At 71.6% G+C, this 23,795-nt stretch carries 20 protein-coding genes; 8 read left to right on the forward strand and 12 right to left on the reverse strand.

Annotated elements, in window-relative coordinates; translation table 11 throughout:
* Positions 1 to 182: 182 nt before the first annotated feature.
* Both ACZ6N8_RS21530 and ACZ6N8_RS21535 read right to left on the reverse strand, forming a co-directional pair.
* Entirely contained in the window at positions 183 to 1,076 is an 894-nt protein-coding gene (locus ACZ6N8_RS21530; RefSeq protein ID WP_466012229.1) for an NUDIX hydrolase, read from the reverse strand.
* 141 nt (positions 1,077 to 1,217) lie between these two features.
* Positions 1,218 to 2,168: an NUDIX hydrolase gene (locus ACZ6N8_RS21535; RefSeq protein WP_139587800.1), complete on the reverse strand. Its 951-nt coding sequence runs from the start codon at positions 2,166 to 2,168 to the stop codon at positions 1,218 to 1,220.
* Between the two features lie 143 nt (positions 2,169 to 2,311).
* On the opposite strand from ACZ6N8_RS21535, the gene ACZ6N8_RS21540 reads away from it, so the two are divergent.
* Complete coding sequence (locus ACZ6N8_RS21540) at positions 2,312 to 2,671, forward strand: PspC domain-containing protein (RefSeq protein WP_466012231.1); 360 nt, start codon at positions 2,312 to 2,314, stop codon at positions 2,669 to 2,671.
* A gap of 7 nt (positions 2,672 to 2,678) precedes the next feature.
* On the opposite strand, the gene guaA is transcribed toward ACZ6N8_RS21540, so the two are convergent.
* Both guaA and ACZ6N8_RS21550 read right to left on the reverse strand, forming a co-directional pair.
* Entirely contained in the window at positions 2,679 to 4,235 is a 1,557-nt protein-coding gene (guaA, locus tag ACZ6N8_RS21545) for a glutamine-hydrolyzing GMP synthase (protein WP_466012233.1), read from the reverse strand.
* Positions 4,236 to 4,389: 154 nt separating this feature from the next.
* A complete protein-coding gene (locus tag ACZ6N8_RS21550) occupies positions 4,390 to 6,087 on the reverse strand; it encodes an FAD-dependent oxidoreductase (protein WP_466012235.1) in 1,698 nt (565 codons plus the stop codon).
* A gap of 145 nt (positions 6,088 to 6,232) precedes the next feature.
* Between ACZ6N8_RS21550 and ACZ6N8_RS21555 the strand changes: the two genes are divergently transcribed.
* Positions 6,233 to 7,351, forward strand: coding sequence for an LCP family protein (locus ACZ6N8_RS21555; protein WP_466012237.1), 1,119 nt, complete (start codon positions 6,233 to 6,235; stop codon positions 7,349 to 7,351).
* Between the two features lie 6 nt (positions 7,352 to 7,357).
* Here ACZ6N8_RS21555 and ACZ6N8_RS21560 read toward each other — a convergent pair whose 3' ends face one another.
* On the reverse strand, positions 7,358 to 8,815 hold the full coding sequence (locus ACZ6N8_RS21560; protein ID WP_466012239.1) for a M1 family metallopeptidase: 1,458 nt from the start codon (positions 8,813 to 8,815) through the stop codon (positions 7,358 to 7,360).
* A gap of 105 nt (positions 8,816 to 8,920) precedes the next feature.
* Entirely contained in the window at positions 8,921 to 10,345 is a 1,425-nt protein-coding gene (locus ACZ6N8_RS21565; protein WP_466012240.1) for a M1 family metallopeptidase, read from the reverse strand.
* Between the two features lie 285 nt (positions 10,346 to 10,630).
* On the opposite strand from ACZ6N8_RS21565, the gene ACZ6N8_RS21570 reads away from it, so the two are divergent.
* On the forward strand, positions 10,631 to 11,752 hold the full coding sequence (locus ACZ6N8_RS21570; RefSeq protein WP_387115633.1) for a sugar phosphate isomerase/epimerase family protein: 1,122 nt from the start codon (positions 10,631 to 10,633) through the stop codon (positions 11,750 to 11,752).
* Between the two features lie 60 nt (positions 11,753 to 11,812).
* Here the strand turns inward: ACZ6N8_RS21570 and ACZ6N8_RS21575 are convergent, their stop codons facing one another.
* Positions 11,813 to 12,931 carry a GuaB3 family IMP dehydrogenase-related protein gene (locus ACZ6N8_RS21575; RefSeq protein WP_364375411.1) on the reverse strand — a complete coding sequence of 373 codons (1,119 nt, stop codon included), beginning with the start codon at positions 12,929 to 12,931 and terminating at the stop codon, positions 11,813 to 11,815.
* A gap of 31 nt (positions 12,932 to 12,962) precedes the next feature.
* A complete protein-coding gene (gene guaB / locus ACZ6N8_RS21580) occupies positions 12,963 to 14,525 on the reverse strand; it encodes an IMP dehydrogenase (RefSeq protein WP_466012243.1) in 1,563 nt (520 codons plus the stop codon).
* Positions 14,526 to 14,710: 185 nt separating this feature from the next.
* Between guaB and ACZ6N8_RS21585 the strand changes: the two genes are divergently transcribed.
* Complete coding sequence (locus tag ACZ6N8_RS21585; RefSeq protein WP_466012245.1) at positions 14,711 to 15,130, forward strand: DUF5319 domain-containing protein; 420 nt, start codon at positions 14,711 to 14,713, stop codon at positions 15,128 to 15,130.
* Between the two features lie 68 nt (positions 15,131 to 15,198).
* Here ACZ6N8_RS21585 and ACZ6N8_RS21590 read toward each other — a convergent pair whose 3' ends face one another.
* Complete coding sequence (locus ACZ6N8_RS21590; protein ID WP_466012246.1) at positions 15,199 to 16,020, reverse strand: helix-turn-helix transcriptional regulator; 822 nt, start codon at positions 16,018 to 16,020, stop codon at positions 15,199 to 15,201.
* Between the two features lie 252 nt (positions 16,021 to 16,272).
* Between ACZ6N8_RS21590 and ACZ6N8_RS21595 the strand changes: the two genes are divergently transcribed.
* The gene (locus ACZ6N8_RS21595; RefSeq protein ID WP_357993583.1) at positions 16,273 to 16,656 is read left to right on the forward strand and encodes a WhiB family transcriptional regulator; all 384 of its coding nucleotides are present in this window, start codon (positions 16,273 to 16,275) and stop codon (positions 16,654 to 16,656) included.
* An 81-nt stretch (positions 16,657 to 16,737) separates the two neighbouring features.
* Here the strand turns inward: ACZ6N8_RS21595 and ACZ6N8_RS21600 are convergent, their stop codons facing one another.
* From ACZ6N8_RS21600 to groES, 3 genes are all read right to left on the reverse strand, one after another.
* Positions 16,738 to 18,399, reverse strand: coding sequence for a sulfite oxidase (locus ACZ6N8_RS21600; protein ID WP_466012248.1), 1,662 nt, complete (start codon positions 18,397 to 18,399; stop codon positions 16,738 to 16,740).
* 126 nt (positions 18,400 to 18,525) lie between these two features.
* Positions 18,526 to 20,166 carry a chaperonin GroEL gene (groL, locus tag ACZ6N8_RS21605; RefSeq protein WP_364375427.1) on the reverse strand — a complete coding sequence of 547 codons (1,641 nt, stop codon included), beginning with the start codon at positions 20,164 to 20,166 and terminating at the stop codon, positions 18,526 to 18,528.
* A 70-nt stretch (positions 20,167 to 20,236) separates the two neighbouring features.
* Positions 20,237 to 20,551: a co-chaperone GroES gene (groES, locus tag ACZ6N8_RS21610; RefSeq protein ID WP_030330046.1), complete on the reverse strand. Its 315-nt coding sequence runs from the start codon at positions 20,549 to 20,551 to the stop codon at positions 20,237 to 20,239.
* Between the two features lie 259 nt (positions 20,552 to 20,810).
* On the opposite strand from groES, the gene ACZ6N8_RS21615 reads away from it, so the two are divergent.
* The 3 genes from ACZ6N8_RS21615 to ACZ6N8_RS21625 all read left to right on the forward strand — a co-directional run bounded on the left by ACZ6N8_RS21615 (position 20,811) and on the right by ACZ6N8_RS21625 (position 23,769).
* Entirely contained in the window at positions 20,811 to 22,007 is a 1,197-nt protein-coding gene (locus ACZ6N8_RS21615; RefSeq protein ID WP_466012250.1) for a THUMP-like domain-containing protein, read from the forward strand.
* Between the two features lie 9 nt (positions 22,008 to 22,016).
* Entirely contained in the window at positions 22,017 to 22,496 is a 480-nt protein-coding gene (gene ybaK, locus ACZ6N8_RS21620; protein WP_466012252.1) for a Cys-tRNA(Pro) deacylase, read from the forward strand.
* 178 nt (positions 22,497 to 22,674) lie between these two features.
* Positions 22,675 to 23,769: a sugar ABC transporter substrate-binding protein gene (locus ACZ6N8_RS21625; protein ID WP_466012254.1), complete on the forward strand. Its 1,095-nt coding sequence runs from the start codon at positions 22,675 to 22,677 to the stop codon at positions 23,767 to 23,769.
* Positions 23,770 to 23,795 lie beyond the last annotated feature (26 nt).

Below are 23,795 nucleotides of genomic sequence, written 5' to 3' on the forward strand. Positions count from 1 at the left end.
TGCGGAGTACACCATCGCATAGGGGAACAGGACTTGGCGATAGCTGCCGGCGGTACTTCCATCTGGCTTAAACCGCGCGAACCGCTCTCTTATTCCCATCCCGGGCATCAACGCCCGTTTCCTCCGTCATCCCTCTCCCGACTGTACCGGAGGGTCACCATCGCGGCTCAGTGAGCGGGGTGCTATCGACCCCGTTGTCCGATCGCCGAGGCAGCGATGCCCGTCAACGGCAGGTCAGCGGTCTGCGCCCGGGTGAACCAGCCGGCCCGGGCCGTGGAACCGCCCGCGGACTCGGTGACCACCGCATCCGTAGGTACGTCCACCAGCACCCGATAGATCACCCGTACGCCGTGCCAGTCCAGCGGACGGCCCTCGGGGCCCAGCGCGGCGGGGTTGTGCAGGTTGTCCACGCCGAGCAGCTCCACCACCCGACCCAGTTGCCCACCCTCCTCGACCAGCTCCCGCAGCAGCCCGGTGGTCGGCTGTTCGCCGTGGTCGGTGCCACCACCGGGCAGGTGCCACTTACCGGCACCCGGGTAGCCGTCCGCGATCTGGGTGAGCAGGATCCGCCCGGCCGGATCGGTGACCAGCCCGTACGCCCCGAAGCGCAGCCGGCGATCGGGGTGCGGCGGCGGGATCGGCTCGGCGGACCGGTGCGTACCGGCCGGGAGCGGGGTGACCGGGAGGCCGAGCAGTTCGGCGCTGAACGGCGTCAGCGGCAGCCTGGCTGCCTCTTCGGGGGCGACCCAACGGGTCTCCACCTCGCCGTCTCCGGCGCTGCCCGACGTGCCGCCCCGGGCGGTCATCTCGAAGAGCAACCGGTCGGTGTGCAGCGAGATGTCCTCCTGCGCGAGGACGGTCACGTCGGCCACGACGGCGAGCAGCCGGCCCACCGCCACCGTCGAACCGGTCTGCCCGGAAACGGCGCGGACGACGGCCCGCTCGGGGTGCTCGGCGTGCGCCACCAGCCCTCCGGGCAGCGACCACACCTCCGGCTCCCGGCCCTCCCGGACAACCAGAACCCGCCCGGCATCCCGCAGAACCCCGTAGACCCCAACCCGTCGCGCCAGTTCCATCCCGCCCCGCTCCCCCGCCTACCGCCCACAGCGCTCGTCGATCATGAAGTTGTCGCCGTCCATCCCGGCGTGTCCTGACAATAACTTCATGATCGACGCGGCGAGGGCAGGTGGGAGGGAGGAAGGGGAGCCGGGGGTGGGTCAGGTCAGTTGGGCGGCTTGGACTGCTTCGGCGGTCACCTCGGTGAGGCGGTCGGTGGGGAGGGCGCCCAGCTCCTCGCGGGCGAACCACCGCGCCTCGCACGTCGAGCCGCCGACGTCGGCGACTGTCAGCGGGTTGGGCTGGTCGACCACCACCCGGTAGAAGGCGCGTACGCCGTGCCAGTCGATCGGGTAGCCCTCCGGGCCCAGCGACGCGGCGTCGCGGTGGCTCGCCACCCCGAGCAGCTCGACGAGGCGGCCGGTCTGCCCGGTCTCCTCGACCAGCTCCCGGATCAGCGCCGCGCCGGGCTGCTCGCCGTAGTCGGTGCCGCCGCCCGGCAGGTGCCAGCAGCCGGCGCCCGGGTAGCCGTCCGAGACCCGGGTGAGCAGCACCCGACCGGCCGGATCGGTGCACACCGCGTACGCGGCGAAGCGCTGCGCCCGGTGCAGCCCGTCCGGGCCGGGCACCGCGTAGAAGGAGGGGAACTCGGGCACCTCGTCGGGCACCACGTCGGCCGAGGAGGCGGGCAGACCGAGGGCACGCGCGGTGAACGAGCGCAGCGGCAACTGGCGCGCCTCGTCGAGCGTGTACCACCGGGCCAGGTCGGTGGGGCGCTCGCCGGCCCGGTCGGCGAGGGTGCCGCCGCGCACCGCCACCCGGTAGATCAGCCGGTCGGTGTGGATGGTGATGCCGCGTTCGGGAAGTGCCCGCATGTCGGCGAGCACGTCGTCCAGCCCCGAGACGGCGACGGAGAGGCCCGTCTCGGCGGCGGTCTCCCGGACCACCGTGTGGTTCGGGTCCTCGCCGTGGTCGACCGCCCCGCCGGGCAACGACCAGGTGCCGGGGGTGCCGGAGCGCTCCGATGCGCGGACCAGCAACACTCGGCCGTCTGAATCAGCACAAACTGCGTATGCCGCGATCCTGCGGAGCGGCTCCAGCATGGTGGTCACGGGTCCAAATTCTCCCCGGGCCGGGTTACCGGAACGGAAAAGAGTCGGATTCCTGACTGTCTGACCCCAATCAGGGATCGGTCAGGGTAAGGATCCGGGCGGTCACCGAGGGCGGGCCCGGCACCAGCGCGGACCGTGGAGGCATGACATCAACCACCGCTCCCCGCGCCCCGTACAAGCAGCTCCGCCGACCGACCACCGACCGCATGGTGGCGGGGGTCGCCAGCGGCCTCGGCCGCTACTTCGACGTCGACCCCACACTGGTCCGGGTGGTCTTCGCGGTCACCGGCCTGCTCACCGGCGGGCTCGCGCTGTTCGCGTACCCGATCATGTGGTTCCTGATGCCCGAGGAGCCCACCGGCGCGCCGGCCTGGCCGCACCCGGCGGGCGCCGCGCCGCAGGCCACCGCCGGGCCCGCGCCCGGCCAACAGACGCCTGGGTACGCTCCGACGCCGCCCTACCCGCCGACGACCCCGTCCAGCACGCCGCCGCCGGCAGCCTGAGCGGCGCTCACTCCCACTCGATGGTGCCCGGGGGCTTGCTGGTGACGTCAAGCACCACCCGGTTGACCTCGGCCACCTCGTTGGTGATCCGGGTGGAGATCCGGGCCACCACCTCGTAGGGCAGCCGCGACCAGTCGGCGGTCATCGCGTCCTCGCTGGAGACCGGGCGCAGCACCACGGGATGCCCGTAGCTGCGCCCGTCGCCCTGCACTCCGACGCTGCGCACGTCGGCGAGCAGCACCACCGGGAACTGCCAGACGCCCCGGTCCAGGCCGGCGGCGGTCAACTCCTCGCGGGCGATCAGGTCGGCCCGGCGCAGCAGGTCGAGCCGCTCCCGGTCGACCGCGCCGATGATCCGGATGGCCAGGCCGGGGCCGGGGAACGGGTGCCGCCAGACCATCGCCTCGGGCAGGCCCAGCTCCAGGCCGAGCGCCCGGACCTCGTCCTTGAACAGGGTGCGCAGCGGCTCGACAAGGGCGAACTTCAGGTCCTCCGGCAGGCCGCCGACGTTGTGGTGGCTCTTGATGTTGGCGGTGCCGGTGCCGCCGCCGGATTCCACCACGTCCGGGTAGAGGGTGCCCTGCACCAGGTACTCCACGTCGCCGTGTGCGGCGACCTCACGCGCGGCGGCCTCGAAGACCCGGATGAACTCCCGGCCAATGATCTTGCGCTTCTGCTCCGGGTCGGTCACCCCGGCCAGCGCGCCGAGGAACCGCTCCTCGGCGTCGACGACCTTGAGCTTGATGCCGGTGGCCGCCACGTAGTCCTTCTCCACCTGCTCGGCCTCACCGGCGCGCAGCAGGCCGTGGTCGACGAAGACGCAGGTGAGCTGGTCACCTACCGCCTTGTGCACGAGCGCGGCGGCGACCGCCGAGTCCACCCCGCCGGACAGGCCGCAGATGACCTCCTTGTCGCCGACCTGGGCGCGGATCCGGGCCACCTGCTCGTCGATGATGTTCGCGGGCGTCCAGGTGGGCTCGATGCCTGCGATGTCGTACAGGAAGCGCTTGAGCATCTCCTGACCGTGCGCGGTGTGCCCGACCTCCGGGTGGAACTGCACGCCAGCACGACGCCCGGCCACGTCCTCGAACGCCGCCACCGGTGCGCCCGCCGACTCGGCGGTCACCGTGAAGCCCTCCGGGGCCTCGGTGACGCAGTCGCCGTGGCTCATCCAGACCGGCAGGTCGGCCGGCAGGTCGCGCAGCAGCACGCCCGGCTCGGTCAGACGGGGGCGCAGTGGCGTGCCGCCGTACTCGCGGTTGCCCGTCTTCGCGACGGTGCCACCGAGCGCCTGGGCCATCGCCTGGAAGCCGTAGCAGATGCCGAAGACCGGCACGTCCGACGTGAACACGTCGGCGTCGATCTGCGGGGCGTTCGGCGCGTAGACGCTGGCCGGGCCGCCGGAGAGGATGATCGCGGCCGGGTTCTTCGCAAGCATCTCGGCGACAGGCATCGAGTGGGGCACGATCTCGGAGTAGACCTTCGCCTCGCGGACCCGGCGCGCGATGAGCTGGGCGTACTGGGCTCCGAAGTCCACCACGAGGACGGGGCGAGGCAGGCTCATGTGCACAAAGCCTACCGACAGTCACCGGCACCCCCGCCACCGGCACGCCCCCTGTCCCGCCCCACCGCTCCTCCCCGCGATCTTGCACTTCCTGCGGCGACAAAGGTTCACAAATAACGCGAAACGACGACTAGAACTGCAAGATCGGCGGGGGTTAGGGGCGCAGGGCGCCGGGGGCGTCTGGTGGGACCGTGGGGTTTTGCGGGGGGACGGGTGACAGACGGCGGTACGGGGCGCCCAGGGGTGGGCGTGGGTCCTCCTCGCCCCGGTTGGGCCAGAACGACATCGCCCGCTCCGCCTGCGCGGTGATCGTCAGCGACGGGTTGACCCCGAGGTTGGCCGAGACCGCCGCGCCGTCCACCACGTGCAGCCCCGGATGGCCGTACACCCGGTGCCACGGGTCGATCACCCCGTCGGCCGGGGTGGCGCCGATCACCGCCCCGCCCAGGATGTGCGCGGTCATCGGGATGTCGAACGGCTCGGTGACCGAGCCACCGGGGGTGCCGCCGATCTCCTCGGCGAGCAGCCGGGCCGCGGTGTTGCCGGCCGGGATCCAGGTCGGGCTCGGCGTGCCGTGCCCCGGGCCGGTGACCAGTCGGCGACCGAACACGCCGCGCCGCCACCGGGTGGTCAGCGAGTTGTCCACCGACTGCATCACCAGGGCGATGACCGTCCGCTCGGACCAGCCACGGACCGAGAGCATCCGGGCGGCGAGCCCCGGCTGCCGCGCGATGCTGCCCAGCCAGCGCCGCACCCGGCGCGGACCGCCGTCGACGAGCAGCGACTGGAGCAGCCCCATCGCGTTGGAGCCGCGCCCGTAGCGGACCGGCTCGATGTGGGTCTGCGCGTCGGGGTGGAACGAACTGGTGATCGCCACGCCCTCGCTGAAGTCCAGTCCCTCGGCCCGGGCCCGCTGGCGCTCGACCGAGGCGCCCAGGATCGCCTCCGAGTTGGTGCGGGTCAGCTCGCCGAGGCGGGGCGACAGCGCCGGCAACGCCCCGTCGGCCTTCATCGCGTGCAGCAGTCGCTGGGTGCCGAGCGCGCCGGCGGCGAAGACGACCTGGTCGGCGTGGATCACCTGCCGGCGCCCCCGTACCCACGCGCCGGTGCGGACGGTGTGCACCTCGTACCCGCCCTCGGAGGCGGGCCGGACGGCGGTCACAGTGGTCAACGGATGCACCTCCGCGCCCTGCCGCTCGGCGAGCCAGAGGTAGTTCTTGACCAGCGTGTTCTTGGCCCCGTGCCGGCAGCCCGTCATGCACGAGCCGCAGTGCAGGCAGCCGGTGCGCTCCGGGCCGGCGCCGCCGAAGTACGGGTCGGCGACGCGCTGACCGGGCCGGCCGATGTGCACGCCAACCGGGGTGGCGTGGAAGGTGTGGCCCACCCCCATCCGCTCGGCCACCGCCCGCATGGCCCGGTCCGCGCCGGTGTCCATCGGGTACGTGGTAACGCCGAGCATCCGCTTCGCCTGGTCGTAGTGGCGGGCCAACTCGTCACGCCAGTCGGTGATGTCCCGCCACTGTGGGTCGGCGTAGAAGGCCGGAAGCGGTTCGTAGAGCGTGTTCGCGTAGACCAGCGAACCGCCGCCCACCCCGGCCCCGGACAGCACGAGCACCCCGCTGCCGGATCCCCGGTCGGCCGGGCGCAGGAGGGTGAGCCGCTGGATGCCGTAGCACCCCAGCTTCGGCGCCCACAGGAACCGCCGCGCCCGCCAGGACGTCTGCGGGAACTCGTCGTCGGCGAACCGCCGGCCGGCCTCCAGGACGCCGACCGACCATCCCTTCTCCGCGAGTCGCAGCGCGGTGACGCTGCCGCCGAAGCCGGACCCGATGACGACCACGTCATACCGCATGGACGCATCATTACTCGTCAGTAGCGCTCGCGCCAGCGCCCGTTTTCGCGCGATCATGCACCGGCCGACCGACCCGACGCCGCCCGGCCGCAACCCGGGGCACCTGTCGGAGCGTTGTTCAGCAGACGGGTGGAAGGAATCCAACATGGTCCTCGGGTCGATGGCACCGCGCCGACGGTGGTTACTGCTGGGCCTGGCGGCCCTCGCCGCCGTCGCGCTGATCGTCGCCGGGACGGTGGTGGTCACCCGGCTGACCGGCGACAGCAGGCCGGACGGCGCTCCGGTGGCCGGCTCGCCGAGCCCGTCGCCCATCGACACGCCCACCCCCAGCCCCAGCGGCCCTCCGCCGGGCGCGAACATCACCGGCCCGCTGACCCTGCTGCTGGTGGGCGTGGACACCCGGGTCAGCGTGCCCGGCTGGGAGCCGCACTCCGACGCCGTGCTGGTGCTGCACGTGCCCAAGGGGTTGGGCCGGGCGTACCTCTTCTCGCTCCCCCGCGACCTGCTGGTGGACATCCCGGCGTTCCCCAAGGCCGGTTACAAGGGCGCCAAGACCAAGCTCACCCACGCGATGAGCTACGGCAGCCGGGTGCCGGGCAAACCCAAACAGCCGAGCACCGCCCAGGGGTACGAGCTGCTGCGCAGCACGGTCAGCGGCTACACCGGGCTGCGCATCGACGCGGGCGCGGTGCTCACCTTCACCGGGTTCGACAGGCTCGTGAACGCCCTCGGCGGCGTGGACATCTACGTCGACCAGCGGGTCGCCTCCCTGCACCGCCGGCCGGACGGCAAGTACCGGGAGAGCGCGCCCGGCGGGTACACCGGGCCGCAGCAGGTCTACGAGAAGGGTGAGCGGCACCTCAACGGCTGGCAGGCGCTGGACTACGCGCGGCAGCGCTACATCACAGGCGGCGACTACGCCCGGCAGCGCCACCAGCAGCAGCTCATCCGCGCGCTGACCCGCAAGATCCTCGACGAGGGTCTGGCCCGGCAACCCGAGCGGGTCGACCAGGTGGTCGCGGCGCTCGGCGACACCCTCGTGTACGTGGGCGGCAACCGGATCGTCGACCTGGCGTACGCGCTGAGCGGGGTGCCTGAGGACCGCTTCGTGCTTGTCGGGTTGCCCGGCTCCGGGGTCGGCAAGGGCAGCGCCTACCGCGGCGAACAGCTCACCACCGAGGGCCGTACGTTCATCACCGAGCTGCGCGCCGGCCGCGCCGACCAGTACCTGGCCGCCCACCCCAAGCTGGTGGTCAGGAACTGACCCAGGTCAGAGCCGCTTGGGCTGGACGGGCCTTTTGGTGCCGTAGAGCCACGCGTCGAAGAGGGGGCCGAGCTTCTTTCCGGAGAGACGCTCCGCCAGAGCCACGAACTCGGCGGTCGTGGCGGTGCCGTTGCGCTTGTCCGCCGCCCAGGCCTTGACGATCTCGAAGAACGCCTTGTCGCCGACGGCCACCCGCAACGCGTGCAGGGTCATCCCGCCGCGCTGGTAGACCGACTCGCTGAACAGCTTCTCCACACCCGGCCGGCCCGGCGGCGTCGCCCACACCGAGGCGGACATCTGGGCGTACCTGTTGTCGAACGCCTCCTTGGCGGTGTACTCCCCGGTGTGCTCGGCCCACAGCCACTCCGCGTACGTCGCGAAGCCCTCGTTGAGCCAGATGTCCTCCCACCTGGCCAGCGCCACACTGTCGCCGAACCACTGGTGGGCCAGCTCGTGCGCGACCACCTCGGTGTTCTCGCCCTGGCGGAAGAACCCGCCGGAGTAGACCGGGCGGCTCTGCGTCTCCAGCGCGTACCCGATGCGACTGTCGGAGACGACCACACCGCCGTACGCGTCGAACGGATACGGCCCGAACACGCTCTCCAGGTAGTCGGCGACCGTGACGGTCTGGGCGATCGACGCGTCCGCGGCACCCTTTGGCAGTTTGGTGGTGACCGCGCTGTACACCGGCCGGCCCTTGTGCTCACCTGTGGTGACCCGGAACTTGCCGATCACAAGCGTGCTCAGGTAGCTGGCCATCGGCGACTTCTCGGACCACTTCCAGGTGGTCCACCCGTCCTTGCTGGTCCGGCCGCCGGGTACGCCGTTGCTGACCGCGGTGAGCCCGTCCGGGACGGTGATCTCGAAGTCGTACGAGGCCTTGTCGGAGGGGTGGTCGTTGACCGGGAACCAGGTGCTCGCCGACTCGGGCTGCCCCAGCGCGATGGCGCCGTCGGAGGTGTGCAGGAATCCGCCGTCGCCGAGCACCTCGTTGCGCAGCGGCTTCGGCACCCCCGCGTAGGTGATCTCCGCGACGAACCCGTTGCCGTTGATCAGGCCGGTCGCCGGCTTGATGACCAGCTCGTTCCTGTCCCTACGGTGGGTGGCCGGGACGCCGTCCACTGTCACCCGCTCGACGGTCAGGCCGGCGAGGTCGAGGTTGAACGACGACAGGTCGGCCGTCGCGGAGGCCTGCACCGTCACGGTGCCGTCCAGCCGGTCCTTCGCCGGGTCGTAACGCACCTTGACTGTGTACCGACCGACGTCGTACCCGCCGTTGCCGTAGCTCGGGAAGTAGCCGTCGCCGACCCCTGCGGCGCCGGGGGTGAACGTCCGCCCCTGCGTGGGGGACGCGCTCGCCGACGGCTCCGCCGTTGGTGTGGTCGAGTCACATCCGGACAGCAGGAGCGCCCCGGTCACCAGCAGACCGGCACCGACCCGCAGCCTGCGCCGCGTCACAGTCATCACGAGTCCTCCCGTACGGATGCGGTGGCGGCCGGGCCGCCCCGCGCGACGGGGGTCTCCCACCGATCGCAGGCGGCAGCCTATCGACAGGTGATCACGCCACCGTCACGGCAGGGTGGGGGCCGAACCGCCCACCAGCCAGGCGTCGAGAAGCGGTCGCAGCTGCCGACCCGACACCCGCTCGGCGAGCGCGACGAAGTCGGACGTGGTGGCGTTGCCGCCCGCCCGCTCGGCGGTCCAGGTACGCAGGATGCGGAAGAACACGTCGTCGCCGACGGTGCGGCGCAGCGCGTGCACGGTCAGCGCGCCGCGCTTGTAGACGGCGGTGCCGAACATGCGCTCCCGGCCCGGCTCGACCGACGGCTGCGTCCAGTCCGTCGCCGCGTACTGGATCTCGAAGTTGCGCTGCGCGGTACGCCCGCCGTCGTGCTCCTCCCACAGCCACTCGGCGTAGCTGGCGAAGCCCTCGTTCAGCCAGATGTCACCCCAGCGGGTCAGCGACACGCTGTCGCCGAACCACTGGTGGGCCAGCTCGTGCGCGACGACTCCCGGGTCGGGTCGGTCGCCGCTGAAGAAGGCGGGTCCGTAGACCGGCCGGGACTGGGTCTCCAGGGCGTAGCCGATCCGGTCGTCGGCGACGACGATCCCGCCGTACGAGTCGAAGGGGTACGGGCCGAAGCGGCTGGCCAGGAAGTCGACGATCTCCCCGGTGCGGGCCACCGAGCTGGCGGCGCCGCCGGTCGCCGGCAGGCTCGCCGCCACGGCGGTGACCATCGGCCGACCGGCGTGGGCGCCTGTCGTCACCCGGTAGTTCCCGATCACCAGGGTGCTCAGGTAGCTGGCCATCGGGGCGCGCTCGGCCCAGCGCCAGGTGGTCCAGCCGTCGGCGCTGTTCGTCGGGCCGGGCACCCCGTTGCTCAGCGCCGACAGTCCGTCCGGGACGGTCACCGCGATGTCGTAGGTGGCCTTGTCGGACGGGTGGTCGTTGACCGGGAACCAGGTCGCGGCTGAGTCGGGTTGGCCGAGCGCGACCGCCCCGTCGGCGGTGTGCAGGAAGCCGCCGCTGCCGAGTTCACCGTCGGCGACGGCGTCGGGGACGCCCGCGTAGTCGACGGTCACCGTGAACTGCCGGCCGCGGGGCAGCCCGTCGCGTGGGGTCACCACCAGTTCGTCGTCTCTGCGGCGGTGGTCGGCGGACGCGTCGGCGACGGTGACCGCGTCGACGGTCAGGCCGTGCAGGTCCAGGTTGAACCGGGACAGGTCCTGGGTGGCGGTGGCGGTGATGACGGCGCGGCCGGTCAGCCTGTCGCTCGCCGGGTCGTAGCGGACGTCGAGGCCGTAGTGCGTGACGTCGTAGCCGCCGTTGCCGCGCCCGGGCACGTACGGGTCGCCGGCATCGGCGGCGCCCGGCCGGAACCCGTCGGTGCCGGCGCCCGTGCAGCCGGACGCGGTCAGCGCGACCGCGCAGGCCGACGCGGTGACGATGGCGGCCAGGCGGCTGCCGTTCGGTGTCCGTCCGGTGCGGACCATGCACACTCCTCCAGCGACGAACCACGGTCAGGACGAGCGTAGTCAGCGCCGAGCGGCACAAGGCCCGTATCGACGACCATCAGTTACTTTCGTTGAATCAAACAAAAGTTGGTGCTGATCAATACTTTCTTTTGGCTTCGACCGTCGTTAGTGTCTGACTCCAAGATGTAACGCGTTCGGAACAATGGGACGCGGACGGGCGCTCGGCGGCGCCCCGCGACCGGACCCTCGTCGCACCTCTGCTGATCGTCATCGACGGCAACCACCGTCGCGAAAGGTGGAACGATGCCAGACCAGACCGCACCCGACGCCTCCCCAGCCGGCCGGCTCAGCCGCCGGTCCCTGCTCGCCGCCTCCGCCGGCGCCGCCGCCGCGATCGGCGCGGCCGGGCTCCCCGTCCTCGCCACCGGCACCCCCGCACTCGCCCACCCCAAGGACAAGGGCCGCAGCAGGCTGCGGGTCGAGCCGCTGATCCCGGCGAAGAACCGCGGCATCATCCTCTACAGCGTCCGGGACCGGATCACCGCCGCACCCGACGACAGCGGCGTGCCGTACGGCTTCGAGCGCGTCCTCGCCCGGCTCGCCGAGATCGGCTACAAGGAGATCGAGTTCGCCGGCTACACCCAGAGCACCGAGATCCTGGGCCGGCAGATCACCCCTCGCGAGATCCGCAAGATCCTCGACGACAACGGCCTGGTCGCCAACGGCACGCACGCCTCGATCCAGGCGGCCACCTTCCAGGAGCAGCTCGACATCGCCGAGGAACTCGGCATGAAGAACATCGGCACCGGCAGCGACCCGACCAACAGCGCGTACAAGGCCGACTGGGACGCTGCCGCCGACACCTGGAACGAACTGGGCCGGCAGGCCCGGGCCCGGGGCATGCGCCTCTACACGCACAACCACGACGTCGCGTACAGCTTCCTGCTCGACTCCGGGCCCCTCGACGCCCAGGGCCGACCCACCCGTTCGTCGGGCATCCGCCGGCTTGAGTACTTCTTCGGCAGGACCGACCCCCGGTACGTCTTCTTCGAGTTCGACATCTACTGGGGTTACGTCGCCCGGTACAAGCACCAGAAGTACGTCGACCCGGCCGGCCGGGAACAGACCGACCTGTTCGACCCGATCCTCAACGTGGCCGACCGGACCACCAGGTTCCCGCTCTTCCACGCCAAGGACGGCGACCGGGACCCCAGCGTGCCCAACGGCCACCAGATGACGCCGCTCGGCGAGGGCGACATCAACTTCCAGCAGTTCTTCCAGACCATCGGCGAGCGGGACTTCCACCACGCCAACTGGGAGATGGACACCGCGCCCGGCGGCACCGCCAACCGGGCACAGTCGCTGGACTTCGCGGCGCTCAGCTACCGCAACATGTCCGACCTGACCATCTACCTCAAGAAGTAAGCGGGAAGGCCGGCCCCGCCACGGGGGCGGGGCCGGCCTCCCGGCCTCTGATCGGGCAGGTCAGCGGTCCAGGACCAGGCCCACCTTCTGGAACTCCTTGAGGTCGCGGTAGCCGCACTTGGCCATCGCCCGGCGCAGCCCACCGAACAGGTTGAGCTGGCCGTCGGCCTCGTCCGCCGGCCCGAAGAGCAACTCCTCCATCGACCCGAGCGGCTCACCGGCCACCTCGAACGTGCCCCGGGGCAGCGACGGGTGACTCGCCGCCGAGTGCCACCACGCGCCACCGGCGGGCGCCTCGTCGCAGAGCGACAACGGCTCGCCGAGCATCACCGCGTCCGCGCCGCAGCCGAGCGCCTTGGCGATGTCACCGGAGGTCTGGATGTCACCGTCGGCGATCAGGTGCACGTACCGGCCGCCGGTCTCGTCCAGGTAGTCCCGACGGGCCGCCGCCGCGTCGGCGATCGCGGTCGCCATCGGCACCCGGATCCCCAGCACCGACTCGGTGGTCGACCACCCGTCGCCGCCGATGCCCACGATCACACCGGCCGCGCCGGTACGCATCAGGTGCAGCGCCGTCTTGTAGTCGGTGCAGCCACCCACGATCACCGGCAGGTCCAGGTCGGCGATGAACTCCTTGAGGTTCAGCGGCTCGTCGGTCGTCGACACGTGCTCGGCCGACACGATGGTGCCCTGGATGACCAGGATGTCCACCCCGGCGTCCAGGATCACCGGCGCCAGCGCGAGGGTGTGCTGCGGGGAGACCCGAACCGCCACCGTGCCGCCACCGGCGCGCAGCTCACTCACCCGCTCGGCGATCAGGTCGGGGCGGATCGGCTCCGCGTACACCTCCTGGAGCCGCTTGGTGGCGCGGGCGTCCTCGTCGAGGCCGGCCAACTCCTCCAGCACCTTCGCCGGGTTCTCGTAGCGGGTCCACAGCCCCTCGACGTTGAGCACGCCGAGGCCGCCGAGCTGACCGAGCCGCACCGCCGACGACGGGCTCATCGTGGCGTCCGAGGGGTGCCCGACGCAGGGGATGCCGAACGGGTACGCGTCGAGCTGCCAGGCGGTGGAGACGTCGTCGACGTCCCGGGTCCGGCGGCTCGGCACGATGGCGATGTCGTCCAGGTGGTAGCCGCGCTGCGCGGTCTTGCCCAGCCCGATCTCGACCACGTCACGCATGGGGGACTCCAGGTGGTTGGGGGTGGTGGGGTCAGCGGGTGTGGTAGTTGGGCGCCTCGACTGTCATCTGGATGTCGTGCGGGTGGCTCTCCTTGAGACCGGCCGCGGTGATCCGGATGAGCTGGCCCCTGTCGTGCAGGTCGGGGATGTTCTCCGCACCGGCGTACCCCATCGCCAGCCGCAGCCCGCCGACCAGCTGGTGGGCCACCCGGGACAGCGGCCCCCGGTAGGGCACCTGGCCCTCGACGCCCTCGGGGACCAGCTTGTCGTCGCTGAGCACGTCCTGCTGGAAGTAGCGGTCCTTCGAGTACGACTTGGCCTGGCCCCGGGACTGCATCGCGCCGAGCGACCCCATCCCCCGGTACGCCTTGAACTGCTTGCCGTTGACGAAGATCAGCTCGCCGGGGCTCTCCTCGCAGCCGGCCAGCAGGCTGCCGAGCATCACCGTGTCGGCGCCGGCGACAAGCGCCTTGGCGATGTCGCCGGAATACTGGATGCCGCCGTCGCCGATCACCGGTACGCCGGCCGGACGGGCGGCCCGGGCGGCCTCCATGATCGCGGTGATCTGCGGGACGCCGACCCCTGCGACGATCCGGGTGGTGCAGATCGCACCCGGGCCGACGCCCACCTTGACCCCGTCGGCGCCCGCGTCGACAAGCGCCTTCGCACCGGCGTACGTGGCCACGTTGCCGCCCACGATCTCGATGCTCACGTCCTTCTTGAGCCGGCGGACCATGTCCAGCACGGCCCGCTGGTGGCCGTGCGCGGTGTCCACGATCAGCACGTCCACGCCCGCGTCGACGAGCGTGCGGGCCCGCTTGTACGAGTCCTCGCCGACGCCGATCGCGGCGGCCACCCGGAGCCGACCGGCGCCGTCCTTGGTGGCCTCCGGGTACTGCTCGCTCTTGGTGAAGTCCTTGACGGTGATCAGCCCACGCAGCCGACCCGAGTCGTCAACGATCGGCAGCTTCTCGACCTTGTGCTGGCGCAGCAGCGCGAGCGCGTCGTCCTTGCTCACCCCGACCCGGGCGGTGATCAGCGGGGTACGGGTCATGATCTCGCGGACCGGAGTGTCCGGCTCGGAGACGAACCGCATGTCCCGGTTGGTGACGATGCCGACCAGCTGGCCGTCGCCGTCCACCACCGGCACACCGGAGATCCGGTACCTGCCGCACAGCTCGTCGACCTCGCGCAGCGTGTCGTCGGGGCTGGCCGTCACCGGATTGGTGATCATGCCGGACTCGGACCGCTTGACCAGGTCGACCTGGAGGGCCTGGTCGTCCACCGAGAGGTTGCGGTGCAGCACGCCGATGCCACCCTGACGGGCCATGGCGATCGCCATCCGCGCCTCGGTGACGGTGTCCATCGCGCTGGACAGCAGCGGGATGGTCAGTTCGATGTTGCGGGTGAGCTTCGTACGGGTGTTGACCCGGCTGGGCACCACGTCCGACTCGCCCGGCTGCAACAGCACGTCGTCGAAGGTGAGCCCGAGCGGAACGACCCGGGCCGAGCCGGCCGGCAGCTCGGGCAGGTGGCCGCCCAGGTCGGCGCGATCGGCGCCGGCCGGAAGATCAGTGCTGGGCGAATTTTCCACGATTGCTCCCCTGAGCTGCTCGGATGGGCTTCAGCGAGGTGGCGCGGGCGGGCACCGGAGCACGCCACGGTGCCGGCACGTCGTCCCATCGTACCCAGTGAGCTGGGCGACTCCTCCGGTGGCGGGCCGGCCCGTCGCGCGCCCGGGGGCGGACGTCCCCGCCGCGTTGGGTCTACGGTTAGGGGGTGCACGACGAGCCCATCGACCCGTTCAACGGCGACCCGGCCGACCCGACTGCGGGGCTGGACGACCCGGGCGACGACGCGACGCCGGATCCGCTCACCGACGTCGAGCGGCAGGATGTGCTGGAGGACCTCGCCGACCTGGAGATCTACCAGGCCCTGCTGGCGCCGATCGGGGTGCGTGGGCTGGTGATCGAATGCGAGGACTGCCGGGAGCCGCACTACTTCGACTGGGACCTGCTGCGGGGCAACCTGCGCCACCTGCTCAACTCGGGCCGGCCGCGCGTGCACGAGCCCGCGTACGACCCGGATCCGGACCACTACGTGACGTGGGACTACGCCCGCGGGTACGCCGACGGGGTGCACGACACCCTGACCGAGGGCACCGAGGACGAGTCGGCCACCCCCACCTCGACGGACTGAGCCCCGCCGCCGCTCTCCGGCGGCCCTGGATGGTCGCCGCTCTCTGACGGCTCCGGGCGCGGGCGGTGTCAGGCGACCAGGCCGGCGCGGAACCCGGCGGCCACCGCGTGCGCGCGGTCCCGGGCACCGAGCTTGCGGAACAGCCTGCGCGCGTGCGTCTTGACGGTGTCCTCCGACACGAACAGCTCCCGGCCGATCTCCGCGTTGCTCTTGCCCTCGGCCATCCCCAGCAGCACCTGGAGTTCCCGTTCGGTGAGCCCGATCGACGCCCGCGCGGGGCGGGCGCCCGATGCGGGGCGGACCGGCTCGGCCTGCTCGGTCGGCGTCTCGCCGTTCGCCGGCTCGGCTTCGTCGTCACCGCGCTGCACGGGTACCGACGGCACACCCGCCGACCCTTCGCCGGTCGCCGTGGAGGGCCGGCCGGGCTCGCCGGAGCCACGCAGCGACGGCGTGGAACGGCCCGGGCCGCCGACCGCCGCGGTGTCCCGGGCCGGGTCGGTGATCCGTTGCCGGTTCGCCCGACCGGGGGCGGTGAGCAGCAGCAGGGCCTTGGCCACCGCGCTTGTCAGATCGTGGTCGGCGTTCTGGATCAGGCCCCGGGCGCCCGCGCTGATGGTGGCCGCCGCGGCCTCCGACTCCTCGGTCCCGAGCAGCACCACCGCGGCCTGCGGCGCGCGGGCCAGCACCCGGCGGACGAACCCCGCGCTGTCCGGCCGGGTGAGGGCCGTGTCGGCGAGCACCACGTCGGCCGGTCGCTCGGCGAGCCGCAGCATCACCTCGGGATCGGAGACGGCGGTACGGACAATCGCGGACAACCCCAGCCGCGCGGCAGCAGATGTCAGATGCTGGGCCGCGAGCGGTGTCCGAACGCACACAAGAACGGTACGCACTGTGGTCTCCTCTCCGCCCACGAGCAGACCATGACGAGGTCGGCTGGGGAGGGGGTTCCCGGCAATCCTTCGAACTTTTCCGACAGATAGGGCAAAAGCCGCAAGTTCCGGGACGTTCTCGATCACACACGTGTGAGTCGGTGGCGGCCCGGGTACCGGGAAGTCCAGGCCGGGAACGGTGCGCCTGCGCGGCCCGCCGCCCGGAAGCCGGCCACAAGGACCTCGCGGTGCCGCGCGGGAGGAGGGGTGCTGATGTCGAACGTACGTAGACTGCCCGGACCCATCGTCGATCTCTGGGACTGGCAGCGGCTCGGTGCCTGTCGAGGGCGCGACAGCGCCCAGTTCTTCCACCCCGACGGTGAGCGAGGCTCCTCCCGACTCCGTCGCGAATCCTCCGCCAAGGCCGTCTGCCGGGCCTGCCCGGTCCGCGCCGAGTGCGCCGCGCACGCGCTGTCGGTGCGCGAGCCGTACGGCGTGTGGGGCGGCTTCAGCGAGTCGGAGCGGCTGCGGCTGCTCGCCGTCGGCTGGGAGGACCTCGCCGACCGCCGGCAGGCCCGGGTGGACGTGGCCCGGCTGGAGGCCCGACTCGGCCGCCCGCACAAGTCCACGGTCCCGGCCCAGCGCAACGTCGCCTGACCGCACACACCCAACACCCACGAAACCGCGCCCCGCTCTCGGGGCGCGGTTTCGCGTCCCCTCCCAGCCGGGACGTGGGGGTCAGCGAACCGTGACCGTGACCGTGTGCCAGCCGGTGGCGCCGTCCGGGACGACGCCCTGCCTCCGCTCGGTCTGCGTCTCACCAGTCGCGTCGGTCGCCCGGACCTGGAGGCGGTGCTCGCCCGGCGTGGCGTCCCAGCGCCACGACCACTGCACCCAGGTGTCCACCGACACCGTCGGGGCCAGTTCCGCCTCCTGCCAGGGCCCGCCGTCGACGCGTACCTCGACCCGGCGGATGCCCCGGTGCTGCGCCCACGCCACCCCGGCCACGGTGACCGGGCCGGTGGTCAGCCGGTTGCGCGCGCGGGGAGCGTCGATCCGCGACTGGGTCTTGATCGGCCCCTCGACGGACCAGCCCCGCGGCACCCAGTACGCGTCGAAGTCGGCGAACCGGGTCAGCTCCAGCTCGGTGACCCACTTGCAGGCCGACACGTAGCCGTAGAGGCCGGGCACCACCATCCGGACCGGGAAGCCGTGCTCGACCGGCAGCGGCTCGCCGTTCATGCCGATCGCCAGCAGGGCGTCCCGGCCGTCGCGCAGGGCGGCCGTGGGAGTGCCGCAGGTCCAGCCGTCGACCGACCGGCCGACGACCTGGTCGGCGTCGTCCTCCGGGCCGGCCTCGTCGAGCAGCTCCCGCAGGGGTACGCCGAGCCAGCGGGCGTTTCCGATCAGGTCCCCACCCACCTCGTTGGAGACGCAGGCCAGCGTGACGTACCGCTCGACCAGCGGCCGGGCCAGCAGGTCGGCGTAGCTGTAGGTGCGCTCGGTACGGACCCGCCCGTGGATCCGCAACCGCCAGGTGTCCGGGTCCACCTGCGGCACCACCAGGGCGTTGTCGATCCGGTAGAACCCGAAGTTCGGGGTGACGTACGGCGCGAGCTGGGCCAGCGAGAGGTCCGCGCCCGCCGGAACGGCAGGTGCGGGGGCGACCGGAGCGGGCAGCCGGATCGCGTCCCGGGCGGCCGACACGCCGCGCCGCCCGGCCAGCCAACGACCGCCGAGACCGGCCACCGTGGCGGTGCCGAGAAGCACCCCGGCGCCGGTGAGGAACCGCCGACGCGACTCCGGGTCGGCTACCTCGCCCGGCGCCCGCCCGCTCGACACGTCCGGCTCCGGAGGCGCGGCCGGAGTCACCGGCACCGGCAGGTCGTCGGACGTCGCCGGGCCGGCCGGCGACACCGGCGCCTGCGACGTGGTCGGTGCCGGCGGGGACCAGGGCCAGGGGTTCAGCTCCAGCGGGCCGGCGATGAACAGCCAGAGCACCACGGCACCCAGACCACCGCCGACAAGCGACGGCAGCGCGTCGAAGACGTCCGCGCCGGGACGGGTCACCGCGGCGGCCACGCCGACGGCGGCGAACGCCGCGATCCCGGCCAGGCCGAGAGCCAACCGGCGTACCGCAAGCATCCCGAACAGCGCGGCGAACGCGCCGAGCAGCACCGCCGTACCGACCAGCAGGGCGATCTTGTCGGCGGTGCCGAAGAGGTCGATGGCGAACTGCTTCACCGACTCGGGGACGGCGTCGACGACCACCCCGCCGACCGCGACGAGCGGCGCCGACCGGGGGCCGGTCAGCACCGCCACCGGCTCGGCGATCCCGATCGCGACGGCGGCAGCGGTCACTCCGGCCAGCGCGGCGTACCGCCGTGACGTGGTGCTCATCGGCCCAGTGTGCGCGATCATTCCGCCGCGTCGCCAACCACGTCAGCGCTCGGTAATGACCTCGTACGACGAGCCGGGGCACACCGTCTTACGACGGTGTGCCCCGGGACGGGTGTCGCTACCGGGTCAGAAGCCCGGGCCGTGCTGGTGGCCGTGACCGTGGCCGTGCCCGCCGGCGGCGGCCGGTTCGGCCTGCTCCGGCTTCTCCACCACGAGGCTCTCCGTGGTGAGCAGCAGGCCGGCGATCGAGGCGGCGTTGGTGACCGCGTTGCGGGTCACCTTCACCGGGTCGATGATGCCGGCCTTGACCAGGTCGACGTACTCGCCGGTGGCGGCGTCGAGGCCGTTGCCCCACTGCATGTCGGCGACCTTCTGGGTCACGACGTAGCCGTCGTGACCGGCGTTCTGCGCGATCCAGCGCAGCGGCTCGACGAGCGACTTGCGCACGATCGAGACACCGACCTTCTCGTCACCGGTGAAGCCCAGGTCGTCGTCGAGCACCGGGAGGATCTGCACCAGGGCGGCGCCGCCGCCGGGCACGGTGCCCTCCTCGACCGCGGCCTTGGTCGCCGCGATGGCGTCCTCGATGCGGTGCTTGCGCTCCTTCATCTCGACCTCGGTCGCCGCACCCACCTTGATCACGGCGATGCCGCCGGAGAGTTTCGCCAGCCGCTCGGCCAGCTTCTCCCGGTCCCAGTCGGAGTCGGAGGCCTCGATCTCCTTGCGGATCTGGGCCACCCGGTCGGCGACGTCGGCCTTCTGGCCGCCGCCGTCGACGATCGTGGTGTTCTCCTTGTCGACCACGACGCGCCGGGCGGTGCCGAGCACCTCCAGGCCGACCTGGTCGAGCTTGTAGCCCAGCTCCGGGGCGACCAGCTCGGCGCCCGTGGAGATCGCGATGTCCTGGAGCATGGCCTTGCGGCGGTCACCGAAGCCCGGCGCCTTGACCGCGCAGACCTTGAGGGTCTTGCGCAGCGAGTTGACCACCAGGGTGGACAGCGCCTGGCCGTCCACGTCCTCGGCGATGATCAGCAGCGGCTTGCTGTTCTGCAGGACCTTCTCCAGCAGCGGCAGCAGCTCCTCGATCGCCGAGATCTTCTGGGTGGTGACCAGGATGTACGCGTCCTCCAGGACGGACTCCTGACCCTCCAGGTCGGTGACGAAGTTCGGCGAGATGAAGCCCTTGTCGAACTGGAGACCCTCGGTCACGTCCAGTTCGGTGGTGAGCATCGAGCCCTCCTCGACGGTGATGACACCGTCTCGGCCGACCCGCTCCATCGCCTCGGCGATCAGGTCGCCGATGGTGGCGTCCTGCGCGGAGATCGTCGCCACGTTCGAGATCGAGTCCTTGTCGGCGACCTCCACGGCCCGGCCGAGCAGCGCCTCGGAGACCTTGGCGGCCGCCGCGTCGATGCCCCGCTTGAGGCCGGCCGGGTTGGTCCCGGCGGTCACGTTGCGCAGACCCTCGCGAACCATCGCCTGGGCCAGCACGGTGGCGGTGGTGGTGCCGTCGCCGGCGACGTCGTTGGTCTTGGTCGCCACCTCCTTGACCAGCTGCGCACCGAGGTTCTCGTAGGGGTTGGTGAGCTCGATCTCCTTGGCGATGGTCACACCATCGTTGGTGATCGTCGGCGCACCGAATTTCTTGTCCAGGACGACGTTGCGCCCGCGCGGGCCGAGGGTGACCTTGACCGCGTCCGCGAGGGCGTTGACACCGTGCTCCAGCAGGTGCCGGGCGTCGTCCGAGAAGCTCAGGATCTTCGCCATGAATGTCCCTTCGAAGCGCCATTGCCCCGGCCCGGCGAGCCGGACCGGGGCAGTGGCACTGATCGGTTGCTTACTTCTCGATGACCGCGAGGACGTCGCGGGCGGAGAGCACCAGGTACTCCTCGCCGGCGTACTTGACCTCGGTGCCGCCGTACTTCGAGTAGAGGACGGTGTCGCCGACCTGGACGTCAACCGGAACCCGGTTGCCGTTGTCGTCGACGCGCCCCGGGCCCACAGCGAGGACGGTGCCCTCCTGCGGCTTCTCCTTGGCGGTGTCGGGGATCACGATGCCCGACGCCGTGGTGGTCTCAGCCTCGTTCGCCTGGACCACGATGCGGTCCTCGAGCGGCTTGATCGCAACCTTGGTCGCGGTAGTCACGGGCATACCCTCCTGGGGTACTGGTTTCGTTGCTGGCCAGCGGGGCTGACCAGCGTCAATCTGCCTCATGCCACCGGGCGGGGCCGTCGTCGCGGGTGCCGGTCCGCCTGGCGTGCGCACCCGGGTCGCGAGACCCGGAAGCTGGCACCCTCAGGGTGAGAGTGCTAATCGCAGGTTATTCCGTGGCTAGCACTCCGTCAAGGAGAGTGCCAGCGAGTCGCGCCCCGCCAGCCCGGATTTTCCCCTCGACCGGGAGAATGTCGAGGTGGATCTCGACCAGCTGGCGGCGCTGCGTACCCCCGAGGGGTCGGCCGCGCTCACGGCGGCGGCCAGGCTGGCCGGCGGCGACCCGCTGGCTGCGGCGTCGGCGCTGCGCGCGGCCGGGGTGCCTCCGGCGCTGGCCGCGACGGCGCTCACCCAGGCCGAGCTGCGCCACCGGGCGGTCGGCAAGTTCGGTACCGCCGCCGCGGGGATGTTCCTCACCCGCGCCGGGCTGGAGCAGGCCACCCGCCTGGTGGTCGCCGACCGCCGGGCCGCCCGGCTGGCCGCCGGCGGCGTCCACGCCCTGGCCGACCTCGGCTGCGGCCTCGGCGCGGACGCGCTTGCCGCCGCCCGCGCCGGCATCCGGGTGTACGGAGTGGAGGCCGACCCGGTGACCGCCGCGATGGCCGCCGCAAACGCCGAGGCGGCCGGACTGGCCGACCTGTTCACAGTCGAGTGCGGCGACGCCACAGCGTTCGACGTCTCCCGGGTCGACGGCGTCTTCTGCGACCCGGCCCGGCGCACCACCGGGACCGGCCGTCGGATCTTCGACCCGCGCGCCTACTCGCCGCCGTGGGACTTCGTCACCGGACTGGCCGGGCGGGTGCCGCGCACCGTGGTGAAGGTGGCTCCGGGCCTGGACCACACGCTCATCCCCGCCGGCGCGGAGGCGGAGTGGGTAGGCGTGGACGGCGACCTGGTCGAGGCCGCGCTCTGGTGCGGTGAACTGGCCGAGGTGCAGCGCCGCGCCACCCTGTACCGTCGGGAGGGTGACGAGATCCGCCGTCACCAGCTCACCGGCTCGGGCGCCACCGAGGCGCCGGTCGGGCCGCCGCGCCGCTACCTGTACGACCCGGACCCGGCGGTGGTCCGCGCGCACCTCGTCGCCGAGCTGGCCGGCGAGCTGGACGCCACCCTGGCCGACCCGAGCATCGCCTACCTCTACGCCGACCACCCGATCCGCACCCCGTACGCCCGCTGCCTGGAGATCACGGACGTGCTGCCGTTCTCGCTCAAGCGACTGCGCGCACTGCTGCGGGATCGCCGGGTGGGCCGGGTGGAGATCCTCAAGCGGGGTTCGGCGCTCACCCCGGAGCAGCTGCGGCGGGACCTGCGGCTGGCCGGCGACCAGGCGGCGAGTCTGGTGCTCACCCGGATCGCCGGGGCACCGACGGTGCTGATCGGCCGACCTGTCGATTAGGTTCGGAGTGTGGCGGGACCTGGCACTCCGGCAACGGCACTACTGGTCAAGCGTGGGATCACGCACCGCACCCACCCCTACCGGGTGGCCCCTGACGCACCGAACTACGGCGCGCTGGTGGCGGCGGCGCTCGACGTGGCCCCCGAGCGGGTGTTCAAGTCGCTGGTGACAGACGTGGACGGCGCGCTCACCGTGGCGGTCGTTCCGGTCACCGGCGAGCTGGACCTCAAGGCGCTCGCCGCGGCGGTCGGCGGCAAGCGCGCGGCGCTGGCCGACCGGACGGTCGCCGAGCGGGCCACCGGCTATGTACGGGGCGGGATCAGCCCGCTCGGGCAGCGGCGGCGACTGCCCACTGTGCTCGACGACTCCGCACTGGACCTGCCGACGATCTACGTCTCCGCAGGCCGGCGCGGTCTTCAACTCGAACTGTCGACGGCCGATCTGGTGGCGCTGACCGACGCCCGTACCGCGCCGTTGCAGGCCCGCTGACCGCTGCCGTTACATCGGCCTTCCGTGGGATGTTCGGGGAGTAACAGTTGCGTTGCTGAATTGTTATCGCTCCCAACAAACTTGGCACCTACGCGGTCTTGTGGACGAGGTGTGACGCGAAATACGTTGCCGGACACAACAAAACAACACCTCCCCCACCTCCGAAAGGACCCTGCACATGCGTAAGGGGATCCTCACCATCGCCGCCGTGGGCCTGCTCGCGACCGGCGGCCTGACTGCTTGCAACGACGACTCCAGCCCCGAATCGGGCGGCTCCGCCAAGACCCCCAAGATCGGCGTGATCCTTCCGGACAGCAAGTCCTCCGCCCGCTGGGAGACCGCGGACCGACGCTTCCTGGAGGAGGCGTTCAAGTCCGCCGGTGTGCAGTACGACATCCAGAACGCCCAGAACGACAAGACCGCCTTCCAGACCATCGCCGACCAGATGATCACCAGCGGCGTCACCGCTCTCATGATCGTCAACCTGGACTCCGGCACCGGCAAGGCCGTGCTCGACAAGGCCAAGTCGCAGGGCGTCGCCACCATCGACTACGACCGCCTCACGCTGGGCGGCTCGGCCCAGTACTACGTCAGCTTCGACAACGAGACCGTCGGCAAGCTCCAGGGCGAGGGTCTGTCGAAGTGCCTGACCGACAAGGGCGTCAAGAACCCGGTCGTGGCGTACCTGAACGGCTCCCCCACCGACAACAACGCCACCCTGTTCAAGGCCGGCTACGACTCGGTGCTCAAGCCGAAGTTCGAGAGCAAGGAATACACCAAGGGCCCCGAGGACTCCGTGCCCGCGTGGGACAACGCGCAGGCCACGACGATCTTCGAGCAGCAGCTCACCACGGCCAAGGGCAAGATCGACGGCGTGCTGGCCGCCAACGACGGCCTCGGCAACGCGGCCATCTCGATCCTGAAGAAGAACAACCTCAACGGCAAGGTGCCGGTGACCGGGCAGGACGCCAGCACCGAGGGCCTGCAGAACATCCTCGCCGGCGACCAGTGCATGACCGTCTACAAGGCCGTGCGGGAAGAGGCGAAGGCCGCCTCCGACCTGGCCATCGCCCTGGCCAAGGGCGAGCGGAAGGACACCGGCCAGACGGTGAAGGACCCCGAGGGCGGCCGCGACGTCCCCTCGGTGCTGCTCACCCCGAAGGCCATCTACAAGGACAACATCAAGGACGTCATCGCCGACGGCTACGTGACCAAGGAAGAGGTCTGCACCGCAGCGTTCGCCAAGGCCTGCGCCGACGCCGGCATCAGCTGACCGACGCCGCAGTACCCGCCGGGACG

It is taken from the genome of Micromonospora sp. NPDC047521 (assembly GCF_055587305.1).

Excerpts from the sequence above, each read along its gene's own strand:
- ACZ6N8_RS21530 (WP_466012229.1), bottom strand. The coding sequence starts at position 1,076 with ATGGAACTGGCGCGACGGGTTGGGGTCTACGGGGTTCTGCGGGATGCC.
- ACZ6N8_RS21540 (WP_466012231.1), top strand. The coding sequence starts at position 2,312 with ATGACATCAACCACCGCTCCCCGCGCCCCGTACAAGCAGCTCCGCCGA.
- guaA (WP_466012233.1), bottom strand. The coding sequence starts at position 4,235 with ATGAGCCTGCCTCGCCCCGTCCTCGTGGTGGACTTCGGAGCCCAGTAC.
- ACZ6N8_RS21550 (WP_466012235.1), bottom strand. The coding sequence starts at position 6,087 with ATGCGGTATGACGTGGTCGTCATCGGGTCCGGCTTCGGCGGCAGCGTC.
- ACZ6N8_RS21555 (WP_466012237.1), top strand. The coding sequence starts at position 6,233 with ATGGTCCTCGGGTCGATGGCACCGCGCCGACGGTGGTTACTGCTGGGC.
- ACZ6N8_RS21560 (WP_466012239.1), bottom strand. The coding sequence starts at position 8,815 with ATGACTGTGACGCGGCGCAGGCTGCGGGTCGGTGCCGGTCTGCTGGTG.
- ACZ6N8_RS21565 (WP_466012240.1), bottom strand. The coding sequence starts at position 10,345 with ATGGTCCGCACCGGACGGACACCGAACGGCAGCCGCCTGGCCGCCATC.
- ACZ6N8_RS21570 (WP_387115633.1), top strand. The coding sequence starts at position 10,631 with ATGCCAGACCAGACCGCACCCGACGCCTCCCCAGCCGGCCGGCTCAGC.
- ACZ6N8_RS21575 (WP_364375411.1), bottom strand. The coding sequence starts at position 12,931 with ATGCGTGACGTGGTCGAGATCGGGCTGGGCAAGACCGCGCAGCGCGGC.
- ACZ6N8_RS21595 (WP_357993583.1), top strand. The coding sequence starts at position 16,273 with ATGTCGAACGTACGTAGACTGCCCGGACCCATCGTCGATCTCTGGGAC.
- ACZ6N8_RS21600 (WP_466012248.1), bottom strand. The coding sequence starts at position 18,399 with ATGAGCACCACGTCACGGCGGTACGCCGCGCTGGCCGGAGTGACCGCT.
- groL (WP_364375427.1), bottom strand. The coding sequence starts at position 20,166 with ATGGCGAAGATCCTGAGCTTCTCGGACGACGCCCGGCACCTGCTGGAG.
- groES (WP_030330046.1), bottom strand. The coding sequence starts at position 20,551 with ATGCCCGTGACTACCGCGACCAAGGTTGCGATCAAGCCGCTCGAGGAC.
- ACZ6N8_RS21625 (WP_466012254.1), top strand. The coding sequence starts at position 22,675 with ATGCGTAAGGGGATCCTCACCATCGCCGCCGTGGGCCTGCTCGCGACC.